This is a genomic window from Methylobacterium sp. J-030, from assembly GCF_022829545.1.
GTDB lineage: Bacteria > Pseudomonadota > Alphaproteobacteria > Rhizobiales > Beijerinckiaceae > Methylobacterium.
Window position 1 is genome coordinate 17,370 of sequence record NZ_JAKSYM010000403.1, and the last position, 17,259, is coordinate 34,628.

Below are 17,259 nucleotides of genomic sequence, written 5' to 3' on the forward strand. Positions count from 1 at the left end.
CTCAAGCATCCTCGCTTATCAAGTCACGTTGGTGATCGGCCCATTTTTCCTCGACGTATCGAGCAAATGTCTCGCGGAACGCCTTGGTCGAAAAGGTCTCGGCATGCGCGCGAATCTTCTGACGGTCGTATTGGGCATCGACAGCTTCGAACCGCGCGATCGCGTCGATCAGCGACGCTGTCGTCTGCTCGTGAAAGTGTAGCCCTGTGACGCCATCGATCACAGTCTCGCGCCCCCCGCCACGGCTGAACGCAATGACAGGCGTCCCGCAAGCCTGCGCCTCAACTGGAGCGATACCGAAATCCTCCTCCGATGCGAAGATAAACGCTCTGCATCGTTGGAGATAACTTCGAAGCACATCGTTGGGTTGGTAGCCTAAAATCTCAATGTTTGGCGTTGCGATCGACTTTACATAGCGATATTTCGGGCCGTCGCCGATCACGACCAATTTCTTGTCGGGCATTTTGGTGAACGCCTCGACGATCAGATGCATCTGCTTATACGGTACCATCCGCGATGCGGTCACATAGAAGTTCTCGCGCGGGGCATTTCCGAGACTGTAACGATCGATGTCGACATTGGGATAGATGACCGTCGAGTCGCGGCGGTATGTTTTACGAATACGCCCAGCAATGTATTTTGAGCACGCCACATAATGATCGACGCAGTTAGACGTTCGTTGATCCCAAATCCGAATCTTGTGCAGAAAATATCGCGCCAGCGCGCTTCGAACGGGACCGAATCCCGATCCTTCGATGTATTGGTGTTGTAAATCCCAAGCATAACGCATGGGCGTATAGCAGTAACAAATATGCAGTTGTCGTCGTGTCGTGATCACGCCTTTTGCCACGGCATGGCAGTTGGAGATAATAAGATCGTATTGCCTCAGATCGTGCTGCTCGATCGCGAGTGGCATCAGGGGCAGCATGTAGGTGTAATATTTGTTAGACAGCGGAATGCGTTGCAGAAAAGATGTGATGATGCGTCGTCCGTCGAAATGAGTGCGATTTTGATCAGATAAAAAATTTATGAGGCAGAATATATCAGCATCCGGAAAGAGAGATGCCATTTCCGCGAGGACTTTGTCCGAGCCGGCATAGGTCGTAAGCCATTCATGAACCAGAGCAACCTTCATTCGTGTTCCACCATCCGCCAATTACCATTGGCCCAACCAGCCGGAGACTTCGCCGCCGGGAGTGTAAACGCTTTCCGGCCGGCTACAGCAAGGCATGTGCCAGTACAAGTTTTAGACGACGAAATTCTGACTTCGCTCGAAAAATTAGCTGATTCGAACTTGTATCAGCAAGAGCGTATTGGTCGGTACCGTCTCAGCAGCGCGCTCGCCACGACATGGTGAAGCGCAGGTCGCCGCCTTTGGATAAGCAGCGAGTGAGTCTTTGCCAATTTCGGTCCGTTGCGACAAGGCCAGGGTAACGGGCGCCGGACGGCGTACGCCACCGCTCATGTTTCGAGTCCCGCCACGGCTTCGTGCAACCGCTCCAGCAGGATGGTCGGACGGGCCACAGCGTCCAAACCACTCAGCAAAGGTAACTGTGGATCGGTGGCCCGAAATCGACTTCGGCGAACCCGCAATGCGGGCGTTCGCTCGGGCGAACCGGTGCCCACCTGGGTGAGAGGCGCACCCGTCGCGCCTCTGGACTGGGCGGCGCCGGTGCTCATCCGCGCATCAGGTCGGCATAGGCCTGTGCTGTCGTCTTCCATGAAAATTGTTTGATCCTCTGCCTGCCTGCGGCGATCAACTCACCCCTGAGCTGCCCGGTGCGGCGCAGGGTCTCGATATGCTGGATCCAGGTATTTGGATCGTCCGGCGCGGCCATCAGCGCGGCATCTCCGCAGACCTCCGGCATGCTCGCTCGATCCGAAGAAATGACGGGACAGCCCCATGCCATGGCTTCGACGATCGGTAGCCCGAATCCTTCCGTCCAGGACGGGAACAGCAAGCACAGCGCACGCTCGAACAGGAAAGCGAGATCGTTATCGTCGATCCGCCCCGTGAACAGGACGTTCTCAGCACCCGTGAGCGCGTCATCGGAATAGATCCTGGCGGATCCGCCGACCACGATGACGTCGATACCCGCCCCGCCGAGCGTCGGGGCGATGTCCATGACGAGCCGCAGGTTCTTGTGCGGGGCCCGGGAGCCGAGGGCCACCACGAAGGGGCGCTCCGGACCGCCCGGCCGGTCGCTCACGATTGCCGGGGCGGACTGAGCAAGATGGGGGTTCCATTCCAGCGCGTGCTCGTGGCCGTTGGGCAGCACGGTGATTTGCGAGGCTTTCAACGGGAGATGACTCGCGATCTGCATTGCCGACGCAGATGAGACGCTGGTTATCCGCGCCGAGCTGCGGGCTACGATCGTTTGCAGCAAGCGATAATAAAGACGGAAGGAACCGCTGTAGCTCTCAGGCCTGATAAAGACGTTTGCATCGTGAATGCAGACGACTTGTTTAGCCTTGATCGCCGGAGCCGTGTTGCACAGGTTCAATAGATCCCCGCGCCACCGGGTGGGGAGGGCAAGCTGTTCCCAGGCGTGCCCACGGAAGCGACCGAATTGTACGAGGGGCATCCGCGCTAGGTGCGGGTCGACGGCGCGATCCGGTGCAAGGAGCGGCGCCGAGAGGGTCCGCGCGCTCAGGATATCGTTGAGGTGGCGAGAAACGTTCCAGGCGTATCTCTGAACCCCGGTGAGATCCTGCGTGAGAAAGCGTCCGTTCACGGCGAACCCTGTTGTCGGTTCCATCACACTGTTCCTGGGGTTTCAGGGTCTGCCCCTGTACGGGGAGTCGAGGCCCGAATGAAATGCGTAGTGTCGACCACGCTAACAGCTCGCCTCGACCCTTGGCGGCGAGGCCCTTGGGCAGGCTGGTCCGCGACCAGCCGGTCAGGTCAGATCCACCGGCTCATGCCGTAGTGCTCTCCGTCGACGAGAAGTCGCAGATCCCGGCGCTCACCCGAACGCAGGACCCGTTGCCGATGAAGCCGGGTCAGCCCATGACGCGCACCCACGACTACAAGCGCCACGGCACCACGACCCTGTTTGCCGCCCTAGACGTCCTGGAGGGCAAGGTGATCGGCCGCTGCATACCGCGCCCGCGGGCCGAGTTTGACGGCTGGCGCCGGATGGTCGTCCGAGCGAATTGCATCGCCTGCCCGATCGTCGTGTCCGACCGGTCGCGTTCGCCGCGACACCCGGCGGCGTTGCTTCGGATGCGAGCCGTCATCCACCCAGGTTTCCGATCACCGAAATGGACTCCCCTGCGTCGAGCCTCAGGGATTGACGAAAAGCCACAGGGTGATTGCCGCGAACCCGCTCACGGCCATCTCACGGGTTCCGTTCGCGGATAGCGGATCGCCTGTCGGTGGCCCGATCGGATCGAGCGCCTGCTCGGCACCTTAAAAAGGTGGCGGTGCGTCGCAACCTGGACCTGCCATGGCCCTCACGCGCGACCTCCTTGCGATCCGGACGATCTACCAAGAACCGGCGGTGGTGGATTTCCCGCTCGGTCAAGAGATCCTCGCGCGCTTCCCCGATGCCGAACGCATTACCGTGCCTTCGCATTGGAACATCCCGGATCTGCACGGGAATGCCGGATCGGTCGAGGACTGGGTGCGGATCAAGCGCTCAACCCTGGTGCTCGGCGTGAAGAAGGGTCTGTCCATGCGGCCGAACGGTCGGAGCGCACACTTCATCGCGCCCTCGACGTCCAATGGCTGCGCGATGGCCTGCGCCTATTGTTACGTACCGCGCCGCAAGGGCTTCGCCAACCCCATCTCCCTGTTCGTGAATATCGAGCAGGCCTGCGCGGCGATCGGCCGGCATGCGGGCCGCCAGGGACGTCTGCCCGAGCCGGATCTGATCGACCCGGCCCTCTGGGTCTATGACATCGGGGAGAACGGCGACCTCTCGGTGGATGCCGCCGTCAGCAGCGGCGTCGAGAGCCTGATCGCGCTGTTCCGCGGCCTGCCGAACGCCAAGGCGTCCTTCGCCACAAAGACCGTGAACCGCGCCCTGCTTGGCTACGATCCCCAGGGCAAGACGCGGATCCGCTTTTCTCTCATGCCCGCCGGCATCGCCCGGGTGGTCGACGTGCGCACCGCCCCGATGCCGGAGCGGATCGCTGCCATCAACGACTTCGTGGCGGCCGGTTACGAGGTCCACGCCAACTTCTCGCCGGTGATCCTTCACGAGGGGTGGGAGGCCGAATGGCGCGCGCTCTTCGCCGAGATCGACGACACCCTCTCGGACGCCGCCAAGGCGCAACTCAAATGCGAGATCATCATGTTGACCCACAACGCGGATCTGCACGCGGTCAATCTGGGCTGGCATCCCCGTGCCGAGGAATTGCTGTGGCGGCCGGACATCCAGGAGGTCAAGGTGTCGGAGGGCGGGGGCACGAACCTGCGCTATCGGACCGGCTGGAAGGGCCAGTGGCTCGCCCGCTTCAAGGCACTGCTCGCCGAGACGCTGCCTTACTGCACCGTGCGCTACGCGTTCTGAACGCCCGGCTGTCGCCGGCGTCGGAATGCCGTTGGAAAGGGACGCGATCATGTCGACGCACGACGCCTTCATCGGCGAGGCCGTTGCCCTCGCCGCCGAGAATGTCGCGACCGGAGGCGCACCCTACGGGGCCGTGATCGTGCGCGACGGCGCCGTCCTGGTCCGGGCGGCCAACACCGTCCATGCGACCAACGACCCGACCGCCCATGCCGAAATGGTGGCTCTGCGCGAGGCGAGCCGGGTCCTGGGACGCCGCGACCTGTCCGACTGCGTGATGTATGCGAGCGGGCGCCCTTGCCCCATGTGCCACGCCGCGATGCGCCTCGCGGGCTTCACGCGCGGCTACTTCGCGTTCTCGGCGGAAGAGGCCGAACAGCACGGCGCCGGCAGCGCGGCGATCTACGCCGAGCTCTGCCAGCCCCTCGACGCGCAGCCGATGCGGCTCAGCCAGATCCGGCCGGCGGCGGAATCGCCCTACGCCGCGTGGCGGGCGCGACGGGACGCGCGACGCCTCAGTGAGTCCAGGGGGCGGTCCGGTTGAACTTGAAGTTATCCGAATAGGACAGGCCCTTGCGAGCGGCGGGCTTGGCCGGCTGTTCGACACGGTAGGCGATGCCCTCGCGCTTGGCGTAGGCCACCGCCTCTTCCTCCGTGTCGAATTCCAGCCGGACCTGCTGCAGCATGTCGGAGGACCCATACCAACCCATGAGCGGATCGACCTCGCGCGGGCTCGTCCGGTCGAACTCAAGGATCCACTGCTGGGTCCGGGCGAGGCCGGATTGCGTGGCATCCCGGGACGGACGGAAGATGCGGGCACTCGCCATCTGACGCGACAGGCTCCTGATCAATGGTCGGGGCGATAGGATTCGAACCTACGACCCCCTGGTCCCAAACCAGGTGCGCTACCAGACTGCGCCACACCCCGACACCCCGTGAGGGGCTCCGATTCCTACCGTTTTGCCTGTCCGGCCGCAAGGCGAATGCCGACGCAGGGGGGGCGGTGTCGGATCCTGACCCTGCAAATGACCGGAACCCCGTGATGTAAAGTGTGTCCTCGCCGGTTTCAAAACGCATGCGTGTCTATCGCGTTGAAAACCGGCACAATTGCGAGGTCATTGCTGCATAACATCGATATACTGGCACTGGGTTCGTATATTTTGGTGGTCGAACGAGCCTGATCACCTATGCGCTCAAAACGGTCGGCCGGACTGATCTTGCGACGGCGTTCGGAATCACCTACCCAAGACTCGAAGTCGCTGCACAAACGGGCTCGGGTCGGTCAAAGGCTGCGGCGTTTGAACATGTATGGCCTGAAGTCGGACAAAACGACCCTGCACCCTTGAAGCTAAGTTCAATGGCTCGTCATGCCCATGCCAGCGGTGCGTGCTCGAGTCGGCGAAGATTGGACACGGTTCGACCGCCGGCGGACGCTGACCACATCGCAACGGTATCTTACGATTCTTGGCGGAGCATCGGGCACGGCGGGTGGACGCGCGATGACCGTTCGGGACCAAGAGATATCTGTTCGGCTTCGCCCGGGCCTGGGTGAGGGCGCCGGCCTCGCCCGCGCGCTCGTTCGGCGGGACCAACTCGAGGCCATGCGCGGCAGCGTCCTGTCGGCGATTCCCGTCAACATGCTGCTCGGGCTGGCGAGCACGCTGGTGGCGTATCGGAGTGGGCACGGTGAGGTCGGGGTCGTCTGGTTCGCGCTCTCCACGATCGCCAACCTGCTCCGCATCGGCCTGTGCCGCGCGCCCTGTCTCGGGCTAGCTCTGACGCCGGACACGACGCCGGACATGGCCGCTGCGGCCGCGCGATCGATCGACCGGCACCTGCGGGCCTGCATCGCGGCGGCGTTCCTGTCCGGCTTGGTCTGGTCCTGCCAGCCGCTGCTCTGCGAGAGCTACACCTCGGCGCAGACGCTGTTCTACCTCACGATCACCTGCGGCATCACCGCCGGCGCGGTGACGCATGGCACCGCGTATGCGCGGATCCCGCTGGCCTTCATCCTGCCGCCGCTGCTTTCGGTCACCGTCAGCCTCGTCGCAGCTGGCGATTTCGACAGGAACTGCCTCGCGGCCTGCGTGCTGCTCTACCTCCTGGCCCTGACGCACACGGCCTTCCGGAGCGAGGCTGGGTTCCGAGAGGCGAGCCGCCTGAAGTACGAGGCGACAGCGCTGGCGAGATCGCGCGCGGAGGCCCATGCGCGCGTGAGCGCCCTGGCGGACGAGATGCGCCGACGCGCCACGCACGACGACCTGACCGGCCTGCTCAATCGGGGTGGCTTCATTCAGCAGGCTGAGGAACGCCTTCGGGCCGGACCGATCAGTCTGCTGCTGCTCGATCTCGACGGGTTCAAGCGCGTCAACGACGTCTACGGCCACAAGGCCGGCGATCGGGTTCTTATCGAGGTTGCCCGGCGCATCGGCGCCGAGCTGCCGGACGATGGCCTCGCGGCACGGCTCGGGGGCGACGAGTTCGCGGTGCTGTACGATCCCGCCGTGTCCGGCATCCCCCACGACCGGCTCGCGGCGCGCCTCGTGGTCGCGGTCGCGCAACCCCTCGACGGGTTCGATGCCGGCCGGCTCGGGGTGAGCATCGGCGTGCATTCGGGCGCGGAACCGAGCCTGACGGAGATGCTGAGCTGCGCCGACGCGGCTCTGTACGCCGCGAAGGCGGCCGGCCGGAACCATTTCCGGATGTTCGATACGGGCCTGCGGGAGCGCTTGCAGATCCGCCGCGATCTGGAGCGCGACCTCTCGACCGCCCTCGCCGAGGCCGCCCTGGAGGTGTGGTTCCAGCCGATCTACGCCATGGACGCGGAGACGCTGGTGGGGCTCGAGGCGCTGGTGCGCTGGCAGCATCCGCGGCTCGGCTGGATCGCGCCGCCCGACCTGGTCGCCACAGCGGCGACGGCGGGGCTGACCGAATCGCTGCTGCGCTACATCCTCGAGCAGGTCTGCGCGATGATGCAGATCCTGCGCGGCCGGGGGCTCGGCACGGTCCGCGTCGCCATGAACGTCTCCCCCAAGGAAATGGCACAGGTGCCGGTGGACGAGATCGTCATCGAGCGACTGCAGAACCTCGACTTGCCGCCAGCGATGCTGGAGATCGAGATCACGGAGGAGACGGCGCTCGATATAGGCGCCGTCCAGGGCAAGCTGCAGGCGCTGTCACGCGCGGGCATCCGGGTGGCCCTCGACGACTTCGGCATCGGTTACTCCTCGCTCTCGTCCCTGCGCCAACTCCGGGCCGACCGGATCAAGATCGATCGGAGCTTCGTGACGGGCCTCAACGCCTCGGACGACAAGCGCGGTCTGGTCCTCGCGGTCCTCGGTCTGGGGCGCCTGCTCGGGCTGGAAGTCGTGGCCGAGGGGGTCGAGTCCGACGACGACCTGCGCACCCTGCAGACGATGGGCTGCCCGTTCCTCCAGGGTTATCATCTCGGTCGACCGATGACGGTGCCTGTCCTCGAGGCGAGCCTGTTCGCGAACCGCACCGCGGCGGCCTGACGAGAGCGGCGGATCTCTGCCTCGTTGACGGGGATGTGAGCGCCACCGCGCGAACCCTTCACCGGGATACGCATTACCATGGGCCTGCGCGAACCGGTTTGGCTTGGGTCGCCGGAACCTGCACCGTCTCGGCTGACGGTGACCGGCACGCCCCTGAAATCCGTCCCCCCGCGTCGTCGCGGCGCGGCGACCGCTTCCCATGTTCACGCCGTGGGCGGTCGTGAAAGCCGAATTCCGGTCATCACCTTTGGAAAACGTCCGTTTTATCACGTTCGATGTTTCGGAGGTTGTTGCTTATCCAAACCCGTGCGACATGGTGGTCGCTCAAATAATCATGGATATTGTCATGTGCGCAGCGCGAAAGCGCCACGCCGTCCGCTGGATCGCTGCCGGTTGGGCTGCCTGGGTCGCCCCTGCATGCGCCGAGATGCGCATCGAGGCGGCCAAGATCACGGGCGGCGATCTCTGGATCATCGGGTATGCCGATGACCCGGATGTCGAGATCACGCTCGACGGCCGGTTTCCGCAGCGGACGGACAGCAACGGTTATTTCGAGTTCCGCGTCGTCTATCACCCGGCGACCTGCATCGCGACGCTTCAGACGCCGAAGCAGTCCCGCAGCGTCGTGGTCGGCGGCTGCGGGCAGCAGGGACCGCAGGCGCCCGGCCTCGTCGGGCCACCCGGGCCGCAGGGCCTCCGGGGCGAGACGGGGCCCCGAGGTGAGATCGGCCCGGCCGGGGAGCGGGGCGCGCCGGGTCCGTCCGGCCCGGCGGGTGTTGCGGGCGTGCAGGGTGTCCCGGGCGAACCCGGTCCGCGTGGTCCGGCCGGCGAAGCTGGAACCGCTGGTGAGACCGGTCCGGCGGGTCCCGTGGGTCCTCCGGGTCCGCGCGGCGCCCAGGCGTCGGCGGGTGCGCCCGGGCCTGCCGGTCCGGCCGCGAGGGCCGCGCTCCCGGGTGCCGCACAGAAGGCGGCGCCGGCCACCCGGCGACCGCCGATCAAGCCGCATCCGGACCGGGAGCCGCCGCCGCCGGACTCCGCACCCGAGGTCGAGCCGGGCGGTGGCGTGACGTCCGAGGATCGATACTGAGTTCGGCCCGGCCGGCCACAGGCCGCCGGAGCCCGTGAGGCCGGATCCGTGAGCCGGTCAGATCCGGTAGTGATCCCGATACCAGCGAACGAACCGCTCTACGCCGACCTCGATCGGCGTGCTCGGCGCGTAACCGACCGCCGCGGCGAGATCCTCGACATCCGCGTAGGTGGCAGGCACGTCGCCCGGCTGCATCGGCAGGAGTGCCTTGCGCGCCGTGCGGCCGAGGCACGTCTCCAGGATCTCGATCAGGCGCAGCAGTTCGACCGGCTGATGGGTGCCGATGTTGTAGAGCCGGTAGGGGGCGCTGCTGGTTCCGGGATCGGGCGCGTCCGAGTTCCAGGTGGGATTGCCCCGTGCGGGCGCCCCGGCGAGGCGCACGACGCCTTCAACCACATCGTCGATATAGGTGAAATCCCGCCGCATCCGCCCCTGACCGAACACCTGGATCGGCTCCCCCGCCAGGATCGCCCGGGTGAACAGGAACAGCGCCATGTCGGGCCGGCCCCAGGGCCCGTAGACGGTGAAGAAGCGCAGGCCGGTGCACGGGAGGCCGTAGAGGTGGCTGTAGCTGTGGGCGAAGAGTTCGTTCGCCTTCTTGGTCGCCGCGTAGAGGCTGACCGGATGATCGACGTTCTGGTGGACGGAGAACGGCATCTGCGTCACCGCGCCGTAGACCGAACTCGACGAGGCATAGATCAGGTGGCCCACATCCGCGCGCCGGCAACCTTCCAGCACGTTGAGGAAGCCGTCGATGTTGCTTCTCACGTAGGCGTGCGGGTTCTCGATCGAGTGGCGCACCCCCGCCTGCGCGGCGAGGTGGATGACCGTGTCGAAGGCATGCTCCCGGAAGACGGCTTCCGTGGCCGCCCGGTCGGCCAGATCGATTTTTCGGAAGGTGAACGCGTCGAAGGGCCGGAGCGCGGCGAGGCGGCTCTCCTTGAGCGCGACATCATAATAGTCGTTCAGATTGTCGAGCCCGACGACGACGCACCCTGCCTCCAGGCAGCGTTTCGCCACGTGATAGCCGATGAACCCGGCCGCCCCGGTCACCAGGACATATTTCATGGCGCGCTCCGAGGCTGCGGCACGACCCGGATGACGGCGTCGCGACGGCGAGTGGTTGTAGCCTATCCGGCTCAGCCCACCGGCCGCAACGCGTCGCCGCGGGCGATCGCCCCGCCGGCGATCACCTCCGCGTAGACGCCGAGGTCGCGGTGGCCGAGCCGTGCGTCGAGGGTCCAGGGGATGTCGCAGTCGCGGATGCCGCTCGTCGGATCGACGTTGGTGGCCGCGCAGCGCACCGTCCTCTTGATAATCTTCAGCCGCAGCCCGCTCGGCGCCTCGATCACCCGGCCGACCATCTCCAGCTCGGCGAAGGGTGCAAACCCCTCGACCAGCAGGTTGCCGCGGAAGCGCAGCGGATCCACGGGGACGCCGAGGTAATCCTCCACCGCCGCCACGCTCGCCCGGTTGATCAGCGACACGTAGCCGGTCGGCGAGTCCGTGAAGCGGTGCTGCGGCGGGGCGGCGAGCACCTTCGGCGCACCGCGCAGGCTCTCGGGGACGTACTGCCGCATCAGATCGGCCAGGCCGTCCCGCCCGGCCTCGGTGTCGAGGCGGAAGGTCTGCGTGTCGCCGAAGCCCTCGACGGTCAGCGTCGCCGTGGCGTCGTCGTAGCGGGTGCGCAGGCGGGCCAGCGCCTCGTCGCGCATCAGCATCAGGTACTTGGTCTTCGGCTGATGCCGATACGCGATCGGGTTGAAGCCGGACGGCCCGTTCTCGATGGCGTAGAGCCGGTCGCCGGGGAAGAACCCGCTGGTCTCGAGCTCCGCCCGCTCCACGGGCTCGGGGCTCAGGCCCTTCACCGGATAGCGATAGAGGGCGCTGATGTGAATCGATGCGGTCATGCGCGCAGCGTGTCCCTGAAATGATCCGTGACGCAAGGGCCTGGCCGGCCCTTGTGGTGCGCATTTGCAACACCACATCGGGAGGACCGGCGGCCACCATGGCGCCGGGGCTCTCGTGCGGCGGATAGCCGGAGGGCGACGTTTCGGTGGCGCCGCGCCTCTCGTCGGGCGGCGGATGCCGGTACGGGAGGGTTGTGCATGAACTTTGAAAAATACACCGAACGCGCCCGCGGCTTCGTGCAGGCGGCGCAGAACCTCGCGATGCGCGAGGGACATCCCCAGCTTCAGCCCGGCCACCTGCTGAAGGTCCTGCTCGACGATCCGGAGGGCCTGTGCGCCGGCCTGATCGACCGCGCGGGCGGCCAGTCGCGCGTGGCGCTCGCTCAGACCGAGCAGTGGCTCGCCAAGCAGCCGAAGGTTTCCGGCAACGCGGCCGCCCCGCAGGCGACGCGCGAGCTGATGCGCCTGTTCGACACCGCCGAGAAGGCCGCCGAGAAGGCGGGCGATTCCTATGTCACGGTCGAGCGTCTGCTCCTCGCCCTCGCGGTGGAGAAGGATTCCGAGGCCGGACGTGCGCTCCAGGCGGCGGGCGTCACCCCTGCCTCGCTGAACGCTGCGATCAACGCGCTCCGCAAGGGCCGCACCGCCGACAACGCCTCGGCGGAGAACGCCTACGACGCGCTCAAGAAGTATGCCCGTGACCTCACCGAGGCCGCCCGGGACGGCAAGCTCGACCCGGTGATCGGCCGCGACGAGGAAATCCGCCGGACCATCCAGGTCCTGTCCCGGCGCACGAAGAACAACCCGGTCCTGATCGGTGAGCCCGGTGTCGGCAAGACCGCGATCGTGGAGGGTCTGGCCCTGCGCATCGTCAACGGCGACGTGCCGGAATCCCTGCGCGACAAGAGCCTGCTCGCCCTCGACATGGGCGCGCTGATCGCGGGCGCGAAGTATCGCGGCGAGTTCGAGGAGCGGCTGAAGGGCGTGCTCTCCGAGGTCACCGCAGCTGAGGGCGGCATCATCCTGTTCATCGACGAGATGCACACGCTGGTCGGCGCCGGGAAGGCGGACGGGGCGATGGATGCCTCCAACCTCCTGAAGCCCGCGCTCGCCCGCGGCGAGCTGCACTGCGTCGGCGCGACAACCCTCGACGAGTATCGCAAGCACGTCGAGAAGGATGCGGCCTTGGCCCGGCGGTTCCAGCCGGTCTTCGTGTCGGAGCCGACCGTGGAGGATACGGTCTCGATCCTGCGCGGCCTGAAGGAGAAGTACGAGCAGCACCACGGGGTGCGCATCCAGGACTCCGCCCTGGTGGCGGCCGCGACGCTGTCGAACCGCTACATCACCGACCGCTTCCTGCCCGACAAGGCGATCGACCTCGTGGACGAGGCCGGCTCGCGCCTGCGCATGCAGGTCGATTCGAAGCCGGAGGAACTCGACAACATCGACCGCGAGATCGTGCGGCTGAAGATCGAGGCCGAGGCGCTTAAAAAAGAGAGCGATTCCGCCTCCCGCGACCGGCTGGTCCGACTGGAGAAGGAACTCGGCGATCTCGAAGAGCGCTCGGCGGCGATCACCGCGCGGTGGAAGGCCGAGAAGGACAAGCTCGGCACGGCTGCCGGCCTCAAGAAGAAGCTCGACGAGGCCCGCAACGACCTGGCCGCAGCCCAGCGCCAGGGCCAGTACCAGCGCGCGGGCGAACTCGCCTACGGGGTGATCCCCGGCTTGGAGAAGCAGCTCGCCGAAATCGAGGCCAAGTCGGAGAACGGCCGCGACGCGATGATGGAGGAGGCGGTCACGCCCGCCCACGTCGCCGGCGTCGTCTCCCGCTGGACCGGCGTGCCGGTCGACAAGATGCTGGAGGGCGAGCGCGAGAAGCTGCTAGCCATGGAGGAGGCGCTGGCCAAGCGCGTCGTCGGCCAGCGCGAGGCGGTGGAGGCGGTCTCGACCGCGGTCCGCCGGGCCCGCGCGGGCTTGCAGGATCCGAACCGGCCGATCGGCTCGTTCATGTTCCTCGGCCCGACCGGCGTCGGCAAGACGGAGCTGACCAAGGCGCTCGCCGGCTTCCTGTTCGACGACGACACGGCGCTCGTGCGCATCGACATGTCCGAGTACATGGAGAAGCACGCGGTCGCCCGCCTGATCGGCGCGCCTCCGGGCTATGTCGGCTACGAGGAGGGCGGCGCGCTGACCGAAGCCGTACGGCGCCGGCCCTATCAGGTCGTGCTGTTCGACGAGGTCGAGAAGGCGCATCCGGACGTCTTCAACGTGCTGCTGCAGGTTCTTGACGACGGGCGGCTTACGGACGGGCAGGGGCGGACGGTCGACTTCCGCAACACGCTCCTGATCATGACCTCGAATCTCGGGGCCGAGTATCTGGTGAACCAGCCCGCGGGCCAGGACACCGAGGCGGTCCGCGACGAGGTGATGGGCGTGGTGCGCAGCCACTTCCGGCCGGAATTCCTGAACCGGGTCGACGAGATCATCCTGTTCCACCGCCTCGCGCGGTCGGAGATGGGGGCGATCGTGGAGATCCAGCTCGGCCGCCTGCAGAAGCTGCTGGACGATCGCAAGATCACCCTGGCAGTCGACGAGGAGGCCAAGAACTGGCTCGCCGACAAGGGCTACGACCCGGCCTATGGGGCGCGGCCGCTGAAGCGGGTGATCCAGAAGAACGTCCAGGATCCGCTGGCCGAGCTGGTGCTCTCCGGCAAGATCCACGACGGCGAGACCGTGCCGGTCACCGTCGGCCCGATGGGTCTGATGATCGGCGACGTCACGGTCGGCGCTGAGCGCCGCCCGGTTCACGCCACGCTGAACTGATCGTTTTGGCCGGGGCGGCCGGCGTAAGAGCGCTCTCCACCGAAGTGGACACCAGTTCGGCGCACGAGAGCGTGTCACACCAAAGGCTCAGAGACGTGTGCGATGGCAACGCGATCGGGCACGTCTCTAAGAGCCTGTTTGACCGGATGTCCCGGGTTTCCGAAGGGTTTGACCCAGCCCTTTCAATGTGTTGGGCTAAGATCCAAGCTATGGCGTCGACCCGGTCTGTACGGCCCTTTTCCCGGGCGCATGGAGCGCCAGCGGAATGCGACCCGGGAGACCCAGCACGAGACTTCGCGAAGCGTCGATCTGGACCGACCTGAGCCGCTGGCGCGGCGTTTCTTGTGCTGGATCCCGGATCAGGTACCGCTTCGCTCCACCTGTCCGGGAAAGGGGCGCGCGCTGTGGCGTGGGGTCGCCGACGTCGCCCGGCACTCAGCCCAACACCTTGAAAGGGCTAAGGTTTGCCCTTTGGCCGGTGCTCAGGGCCACGGTACACGACAGCACGCTATGGCAGATTGATCGGGTGATCCCACCCGACTCCCTTGTATCTGGAACGCGACCTGCGGTGATGATGAGATTAAGCCTCATCTTGAGGTGACCGCGAAGCGAGCCTCGAATAAGGGCCTCAGGGGTCGCAGTGGCCTCCGGAGGGCTTCTATAAAGGCCTGCGATTCGCTCCGGCGCCTCACGATGAGGGGATCGGATGGGATGGCCGGCTTGCGGCTTCGCAGTCTCGTGTCGTGCACCGGGGCTCAGGGCAGAGCCCTGAGAAGGTCGTTCACCAGGGCAATACCCTAGACCCGCGAAACGTCGAGACCCAGCCCCTTTCAAGCTGCGCCCGACATGCTCTCGGGTAACGTTTTTTCATATCGATCACGGACCGAGGGCGCCCTGTGCGTTGCTACCGTCTTCGCGCGCGCAGCCATACACTCCAGAGTGACGCCACCTCACCGAGATCGCGTTCCCCTGGGTCGCTTCGCTCGCGATGACGGTGAGCGGTGGCAGCCAAGTCGAGCGTAAAACACCTTGAAGGGCTGGGTCTCAACCCATCGAAACCGCGACGTGATCCGTCCACGCGATCGGGAGTGGGGCCGAAACCCAATGATGCGCTAGGCGCGCCTTATGGCTTGCGCCAGATCGGCCGCCTGTCCGCGATCCCGGCAGAGCAGCCAGAGGTCGTCGTGCGATGAAAGCTCGGCATCGAACAGGTCGATCAGGGCGGTAGGCGGCGGCGCCAAATCGGGCCAGTGGAACAGGCCAAAACCGAGAGCCTCGAGGAGTGGCAGGATCGGGGCCAGATCCCAGAGCATGTTGCTCGTCAGCGTCGCGTCGAGGCGGCCGGTCGCCAGCAGGGCTGCATCCGAGATCGAGCCGCCCTCGCTCCAGGGGAACCAGCCCCTGCCGTAATCGAGGGTGTAGCGCTGCGCCGAGACGGCCAGCCAGCCGACATGCCCGGTGCGCGTGGCGGGACGCTCCAGCGGCCGCAGCGGCTCGGTCGGGCGTCCGCCGAGGGTTGGCGCCCAGAGGGCGCGGCCTTCGCAGGCGGCCAGCAGAATGCCGCGCGCCGCCTCCGGGCGGCCGATGCGGGCGGGGCCGGCGCGGTCCTCGTTCCAGACCGGCAGAGTCATCACGCCGATGCGCGGCCAGCCCGACCGGCAGGCCGCGACCATCACGCCCCAGCCGGTGAGGCCGCCCGCGAAGGGTCGGGTCCCGTCGATCGGGTCGGCCACGAAGGTCCAGGCGTCCCGGGCGAGCAAAGCCCCAGCGGCGGCGTGGCCCAGGCCTTCGGCCGTCTCCTCCTCGATCAGGTCGGGGCCGAGTCGTTCGTGCAGCAGACGGCTGACGGCGAGATCGGCCTCGGTCAGAGCCTGGCTCAGGTCCGAGCCCTTGTTGGTCATGGCGAGACCGCCCGCCCGCATCCGAAGGGCGAGGGGCGCTGCCTCGTCGACGAAGGCCAGCATCCGGGCGAGGACATCCTGTGCCGCGGCATCGGGCAGAACAGTCATGGGGCAAACAGCTCGGGATTCCGAAGCATCAGCGCCTGGACGAGCACCAGGGTCTTGAGGTCGGGGAGCCGGCCCGAACGGGCGGCCACAGCCAGCTCCGCGAGCGGGATCTCGACGGGCAGCACCTGCTCGCCCTCCGCGTGTAGGCCGCCGCCGGGCCCGACCTTGTCGGCCTGTGCGTAGGGGGCGAGGTAGAGCCAGAGGCGTTCCGAGGACACGCTCGGCATGCTGTAGGCATGCGCCACGCGCTCCAAATGCCGGAGCCGCACGCCGGCCTCCTCCATGGCTTCCCGGATCGCGGTTGCCTCCGGCTCGCCCCCGTCGAGGCCGCCCGCCGGGGCCTCGTCGAGGGCGGGGTGCTCACCCCAGAAGGCCGGCCCGACCCGGGCCTGCCGCACGAGCAGCGCCACGCGCCGCTCGGGGTCGTAGGGCAGGACGCAGGCCGCCTCGCCATGATCCTTCAGCGCCCGGGGCACGGTGCTGCCGTCGGCCAGGGTCAGCGTAGCGATCCCGAAAGTGTTCCACCCGCTATGAATCACCTTCAGCGGCAGCGCGGCCAGCGTCTCGCTCATCGGGGCGGATCAGCGCTGGGTGCTGGAGGCGGTCTGGCCGAACATCACCTTCTTGGCGTCCTCGCTCATGGTCTTGCCGAAGTCCGGGTTGACCTCCGGCGCCCGGGCATAGGCCGCCTTGGTGGCGGGCCGCTCGGCGATGGCGGTGAACCACCGCTTCAGGTTCGGGTGCGCGTCGAGGTTCTGGCCCTGCTTCTCCCACGGCACGATCCAGGGATAGCAGGCCATGTCGGCGATGGAGTATTCCGCTCCGGCGACATACGCGCGGTCGGCCAAGCGCCGGTCGAGGACGCCGTACAGGCGGTTGGTCTCGTTGACGTAGCGCTTGATCGCGTACTCGATCTTCTCGGGGGCGTATTGCGAGAAATGGTGGTTCTGGCCGAGCATCGGGCCCAGCCCGCCCATCTGCCAGAACAGCCACTGCAGCACCTCGGCCCGGCCGCGCAGGTCGCCCGGGATGAACCGCCCGGTCTTCTCGGCGAGGTAGAGCAGGATCGCGCCCGATTCGAACAGGGAGACCGGCGCGCCGCCCTCCGCCGGCTCATCGTCGACGATCGCCGGCATGCGGTTGTTGGGGGCGATCTTCAGGAAATCCGGGTTGAACTGTTCGCCTTTTCCAATATTGATCGGGCTGATCTTGTAAGGCAGGCCTGCCTCTTCAAGGAACATCGTGATCTTGTGGCCGTTCGGCGTCGGCCAGTAGTAGAGATCGATCATCGGCTCACGTCCCGCTATGCCCCCGGCGGACGGGAAGTGGGCCTGCGGGGCGCATCGGTCAAGCTCCAGCTGAAAGCACGCAGAGGCCACGACGAGCGCTCACGCCTTCAGG

13 protein-coding genes, 1 tRNA gene and 1 pseudogene are annotated in these 17,259 nt (G+C 66.4%); 6 read left to right on the plus strand and 9 right to left on the minus strand.

What is annotated here, in order from left to right; translation table 11 throughout:
* Position 1: 1 nt before the first annotated feature.
* Both MKK75_RS34025 and MKK75_RS34030 read right to left on the minus strand, forming a co-directional pair.
* Complete coding sequence (locus tag MKK75_RS34025) at positions 2-1,135, minus strand: glycosyltransferase family 4 protein (RefSeq protein WP_244046890.1); 1,134 nt, start codon at positions 1,133-1,135, stop codon at positions 2-4.
* A gap of 541 nt (positions 1,136-1,676) precedes the next feature.
* Entirely contained in the window at positions 1,677-2,759 is a 1,083-nt protein-coding gene (locus MKK75_RS34030; protein WP_244046891.1) for a glycosyltransferase family 4 protein, read from the minus strand.
* Positions 2,760-2,908: 149 nt separating this feature from the next.
* On the opposite strand from MKK75_RS34030, the pseudogene MKK75_RS34035 reads away from it, so the two are divergent.
* The 3 genes and pseudogenes from MKK75_RS34035 to MKK75_RS34045 all read left to right on the plus strand — a co-directional run.
* Positions 2,909-3,115: pseudogene (locus MKK75_RS34035) on the plus strand (IS630 family transposase); the annotation flags it as partial.
* Between the two features lie 334 nt (positions 3,116-3,449).
* A complete protein-coding gene (locus tag MKK75_RS34040) occupies positions 3,450-4,517 on the plus strand; it encodes a spore photoproduct lyase family protein (RefSeq protein WP_244046892.1) in 1,068 nt (355 codons plus the stop codon).
* Positions 4,518-4,566: 49 nt separating this feature from the next.
* The gene (locus tag MKK75_RS34045; protein ID WP_244046893.1) at positions 4,567-5,058 is read left to right on the plus strand and encodes a nucleoside deaminase; all 492 of its coding nucleotides are present in this window, start codon (positions 4,567-4,569) and stop codon (positions 5,056-5,058) included.
* On the opposite strand, the gene MKK75_RS34050 is transcribed toward MKK75_RS34045, so the two are convergent.
* Together MKK75_RS34050 and MKK75_RS34055 are read right to left on the minus strand one after the other, a co-directional pair.
* Positions 5,030-5,341 carry an ETC complex I subunit gene (locus MKK75_RS34050; protein ID WP_244046894.1) on the minus strand — a complete coding sequence of 104 codons (312 nt, stop codon included), beginning with the start codon at positions 5,339-5,341 and terminating at the stop codon, positions 5,030-5,032. The genes MKK75_RS34045 and MKK75_RS34050 overlap by 29 nt on opposite strands.
* A 24-nt stretch (positions 5,342-5,365) precedes the next feature.
* A tRNA-Pro gene (locus tag MKK75_RS34055) sits at positions 5,366-5,442 on the minus strand.
* Positions 5,443-6,115: 673 nt separating this feature from the next.
* On the opposite strand from MKK75_RS34055, the gene MKK75_RS34060 reads away from it, so the two are divergent.
* Entirely contained in the window at positions 6,116-8,029 is a 1,914-nt protein-coding gene (locus tag MKK75_RS34060; RefSeq protein WP_244046895.1) for a putative bifunctional diguanylate cyclase/phosphodiesterase, read from the plus strand.
* Positions 8,030-8,228: 199 nt separating this feature from the next.
* The gene (locus MKK75_RS34065) at positions 8,229-9,116 is read left to right on the plus strand and encodes a collagen-like protein (protein ID WP_244046896.1); all 888 of its coding nucleotides are present in this window, start codon (positions 8,229-8,231) and stop codon (positions 9,114-9,116) included.
* Positions 9,117-9,173: 57 nt separating this feature from the next.
* On the opposite strand, the gene MKK75_RS34070 is transcribed toward MKK75_RS34065, so the two are convergent.
* Positions 9,174-10,184: an NAD-dependent epimerase gene (locus MKK75_RS34070; RefSeq protein WP_244046897.1), complete on the minus strand. Its 1,011-nt coding sequence runs from the start codon at positions 10,182-10,184 to the stop codon at positions 9,174-9,176.
* A gap of 71 nt (positions 10,185-10,255) precedes the next feature.
* Entirely contained in the window at positions 10,256-11,026 is a 771-nt protein-coding gene (locus tag MKK75_RS34075; RefSeq protein ID WP_244046898.1) for an MOSC domain-containing protein, read from the minus strand.
* A 198-nt stretch (positions 11,027-11,224) separates the two neighbouring features.
* On the opposite strand from MKK75_RS34075, the gene clpB reads away from it, so the two are divergent.
* Positions 11,225-13,849 carry an ATP-dependent chaperone ClpB gene (gene clpB, locus MKK75_RS34080; RefSeq protein WP_244046899.1) on the plus strand — a complete coding sequence of 875 codons (2,625 nt, stop codon included), beginning with the start codon at positions 11,225-11,227 and terminating at the stop codon, positions 13,847-13,849.
* Between the two features lie 1,112 nt (positions 13,850-14,961).
* On the opposite strand, the gene MKK75_RS34085 is transcribed toward clpB, so the two are convergent.
* The 3 genes from MKK75_RS34085 to MKK75_RS34095 are packed head-to-tail and all read right to left on the minus strand — an operon-like array spanning position 14,962 to position 17,147.
* On the minus strand, positions 14,962-15,858 hold the full coding sequence (locus tag MKK75_RS34085; RefSeq protein ID WP_244046900.1) for an inositol monophosphatase family protein: 897 nt from the start codon (positions 15,856-15,858) through the stop codon (positions 14,962-14,964).
* Positions 15,855-16,430 carry an NUDIX domain-containing protein gene (locus tag MKK75_RS34090; protein WP_244046901.1) on the minus strand — a complete coding sequence of 192 codons (576 nt, stop codon included), beginning with the start codon at positions 16,428-16,430 and terminating at the stop codon, positions 15,855-15,857. The genes MKK75_RS34085 and MKK75_RS34090 overlap by 4 nt, the downstream gene beginning before the upstream one ends.
* 9 nt (positions 16,431-16,439) lie before the next feature.
* Complete coding sequence (locus MKK75_RS34095) at positions 16,440-17,147, minus strand: glutathione binding-like protein (protein ID WP_244046902.1); 708 nt, start codon at positions 17,145-17,147, stop codon at positions 16,440-16,442.
* Between the last annotated feature and the right edge of the window lie 112 nt (positions 17,148-17,259).

Coding starts and splice junctions, on each gene's coding strand:
- MKK75_RS34025 (WP_244046890.1), bottom strand. CDS start 1,135: ATGAAGGTTGCTCTGGTTCATGAATGGCTTACGACCTATGCCGGCTCG.
- MKK75_RS34030 (WP_244046891.1), bottom strand. CDS start 2,759: ATGGAACCGACAACAGGGTTCGCCGTGAACGGACGCTTTCTCACGCAG.
- MKK75_RS34040 (WP_244046892.1), top strand. CDS start 3,450: ATGGCCCTCACGCGCGACCTCCTTGCGATCCGGACGATCTACCAAGAA.
- MKK75_RS34045 (WP_244046893.1), top strand. CDS start 4,567: ATGTCGACGCACGACGCCTTCATCGGCGAGGCCGTTGCCCTCGCCGCC.
- MKK75_RS34050 (WP_244046894.1), bottom strand. CDS start 5,341: ATGGCGAGTGCCCGCATCTTCCGTCCGTCCCGGGATGCCACGCAATCC.
- MKK75_RS34060 (WP_244046895.1), top strand. CDS start 6,116: ATGCGCGGCAGCGTCCTGTCGGCGATTCCCGTCAACATGCTGCTCGGG.
- MKK75_RS34065 (WP_244046896.1), top strand. CDS start 8,229: ATGTTCACGCCGTGGGCGGTCGTGAAAGCCGAATTCCGGTCATCACCT.
- MKK75_RS34070 (WP_244046897.1), bottom strand. CDS start 10,184: ATGAAATATGTCCTGGTGACCGGGGCGGCCGGGTTCATCGGCTATCAC.
- MKK75_RS34075 (WP_244046898.1), bottom strand. CDS start 11,026: ATGACCGCATCGATTCACATCAGCGCCCTCTATCGCTATCCGGTGAAG.
- clpB (WP_244046899.1), top strand. CDS start 11,225: ATGAACTTTGAAAAATACACCGAACGCGCCCGCGGCTTCGTGCAGGCG.
- MKK75_RS34085 (WP_244046900.1), bottom strand. CDS start 15,858: ATGACTGTTCTGCCCGATGCCGCGGCACAGGATGTCCTCGCCCGGATG.
- MKK75_RS34090 (WP_244046901.1), bottom strand. CDS start 16,430: ATGAGCGAGACGCTGGCCGCGCTGCCGCTGAAGGTGATTCATAGCGGG.
- MKK75_RS34095 (WP_244046902.1), bottom strand. CDS start 17,147: ATGATCGATCTCTACTACTGGCCGACGCCGAACGGCCACAAGATCACG.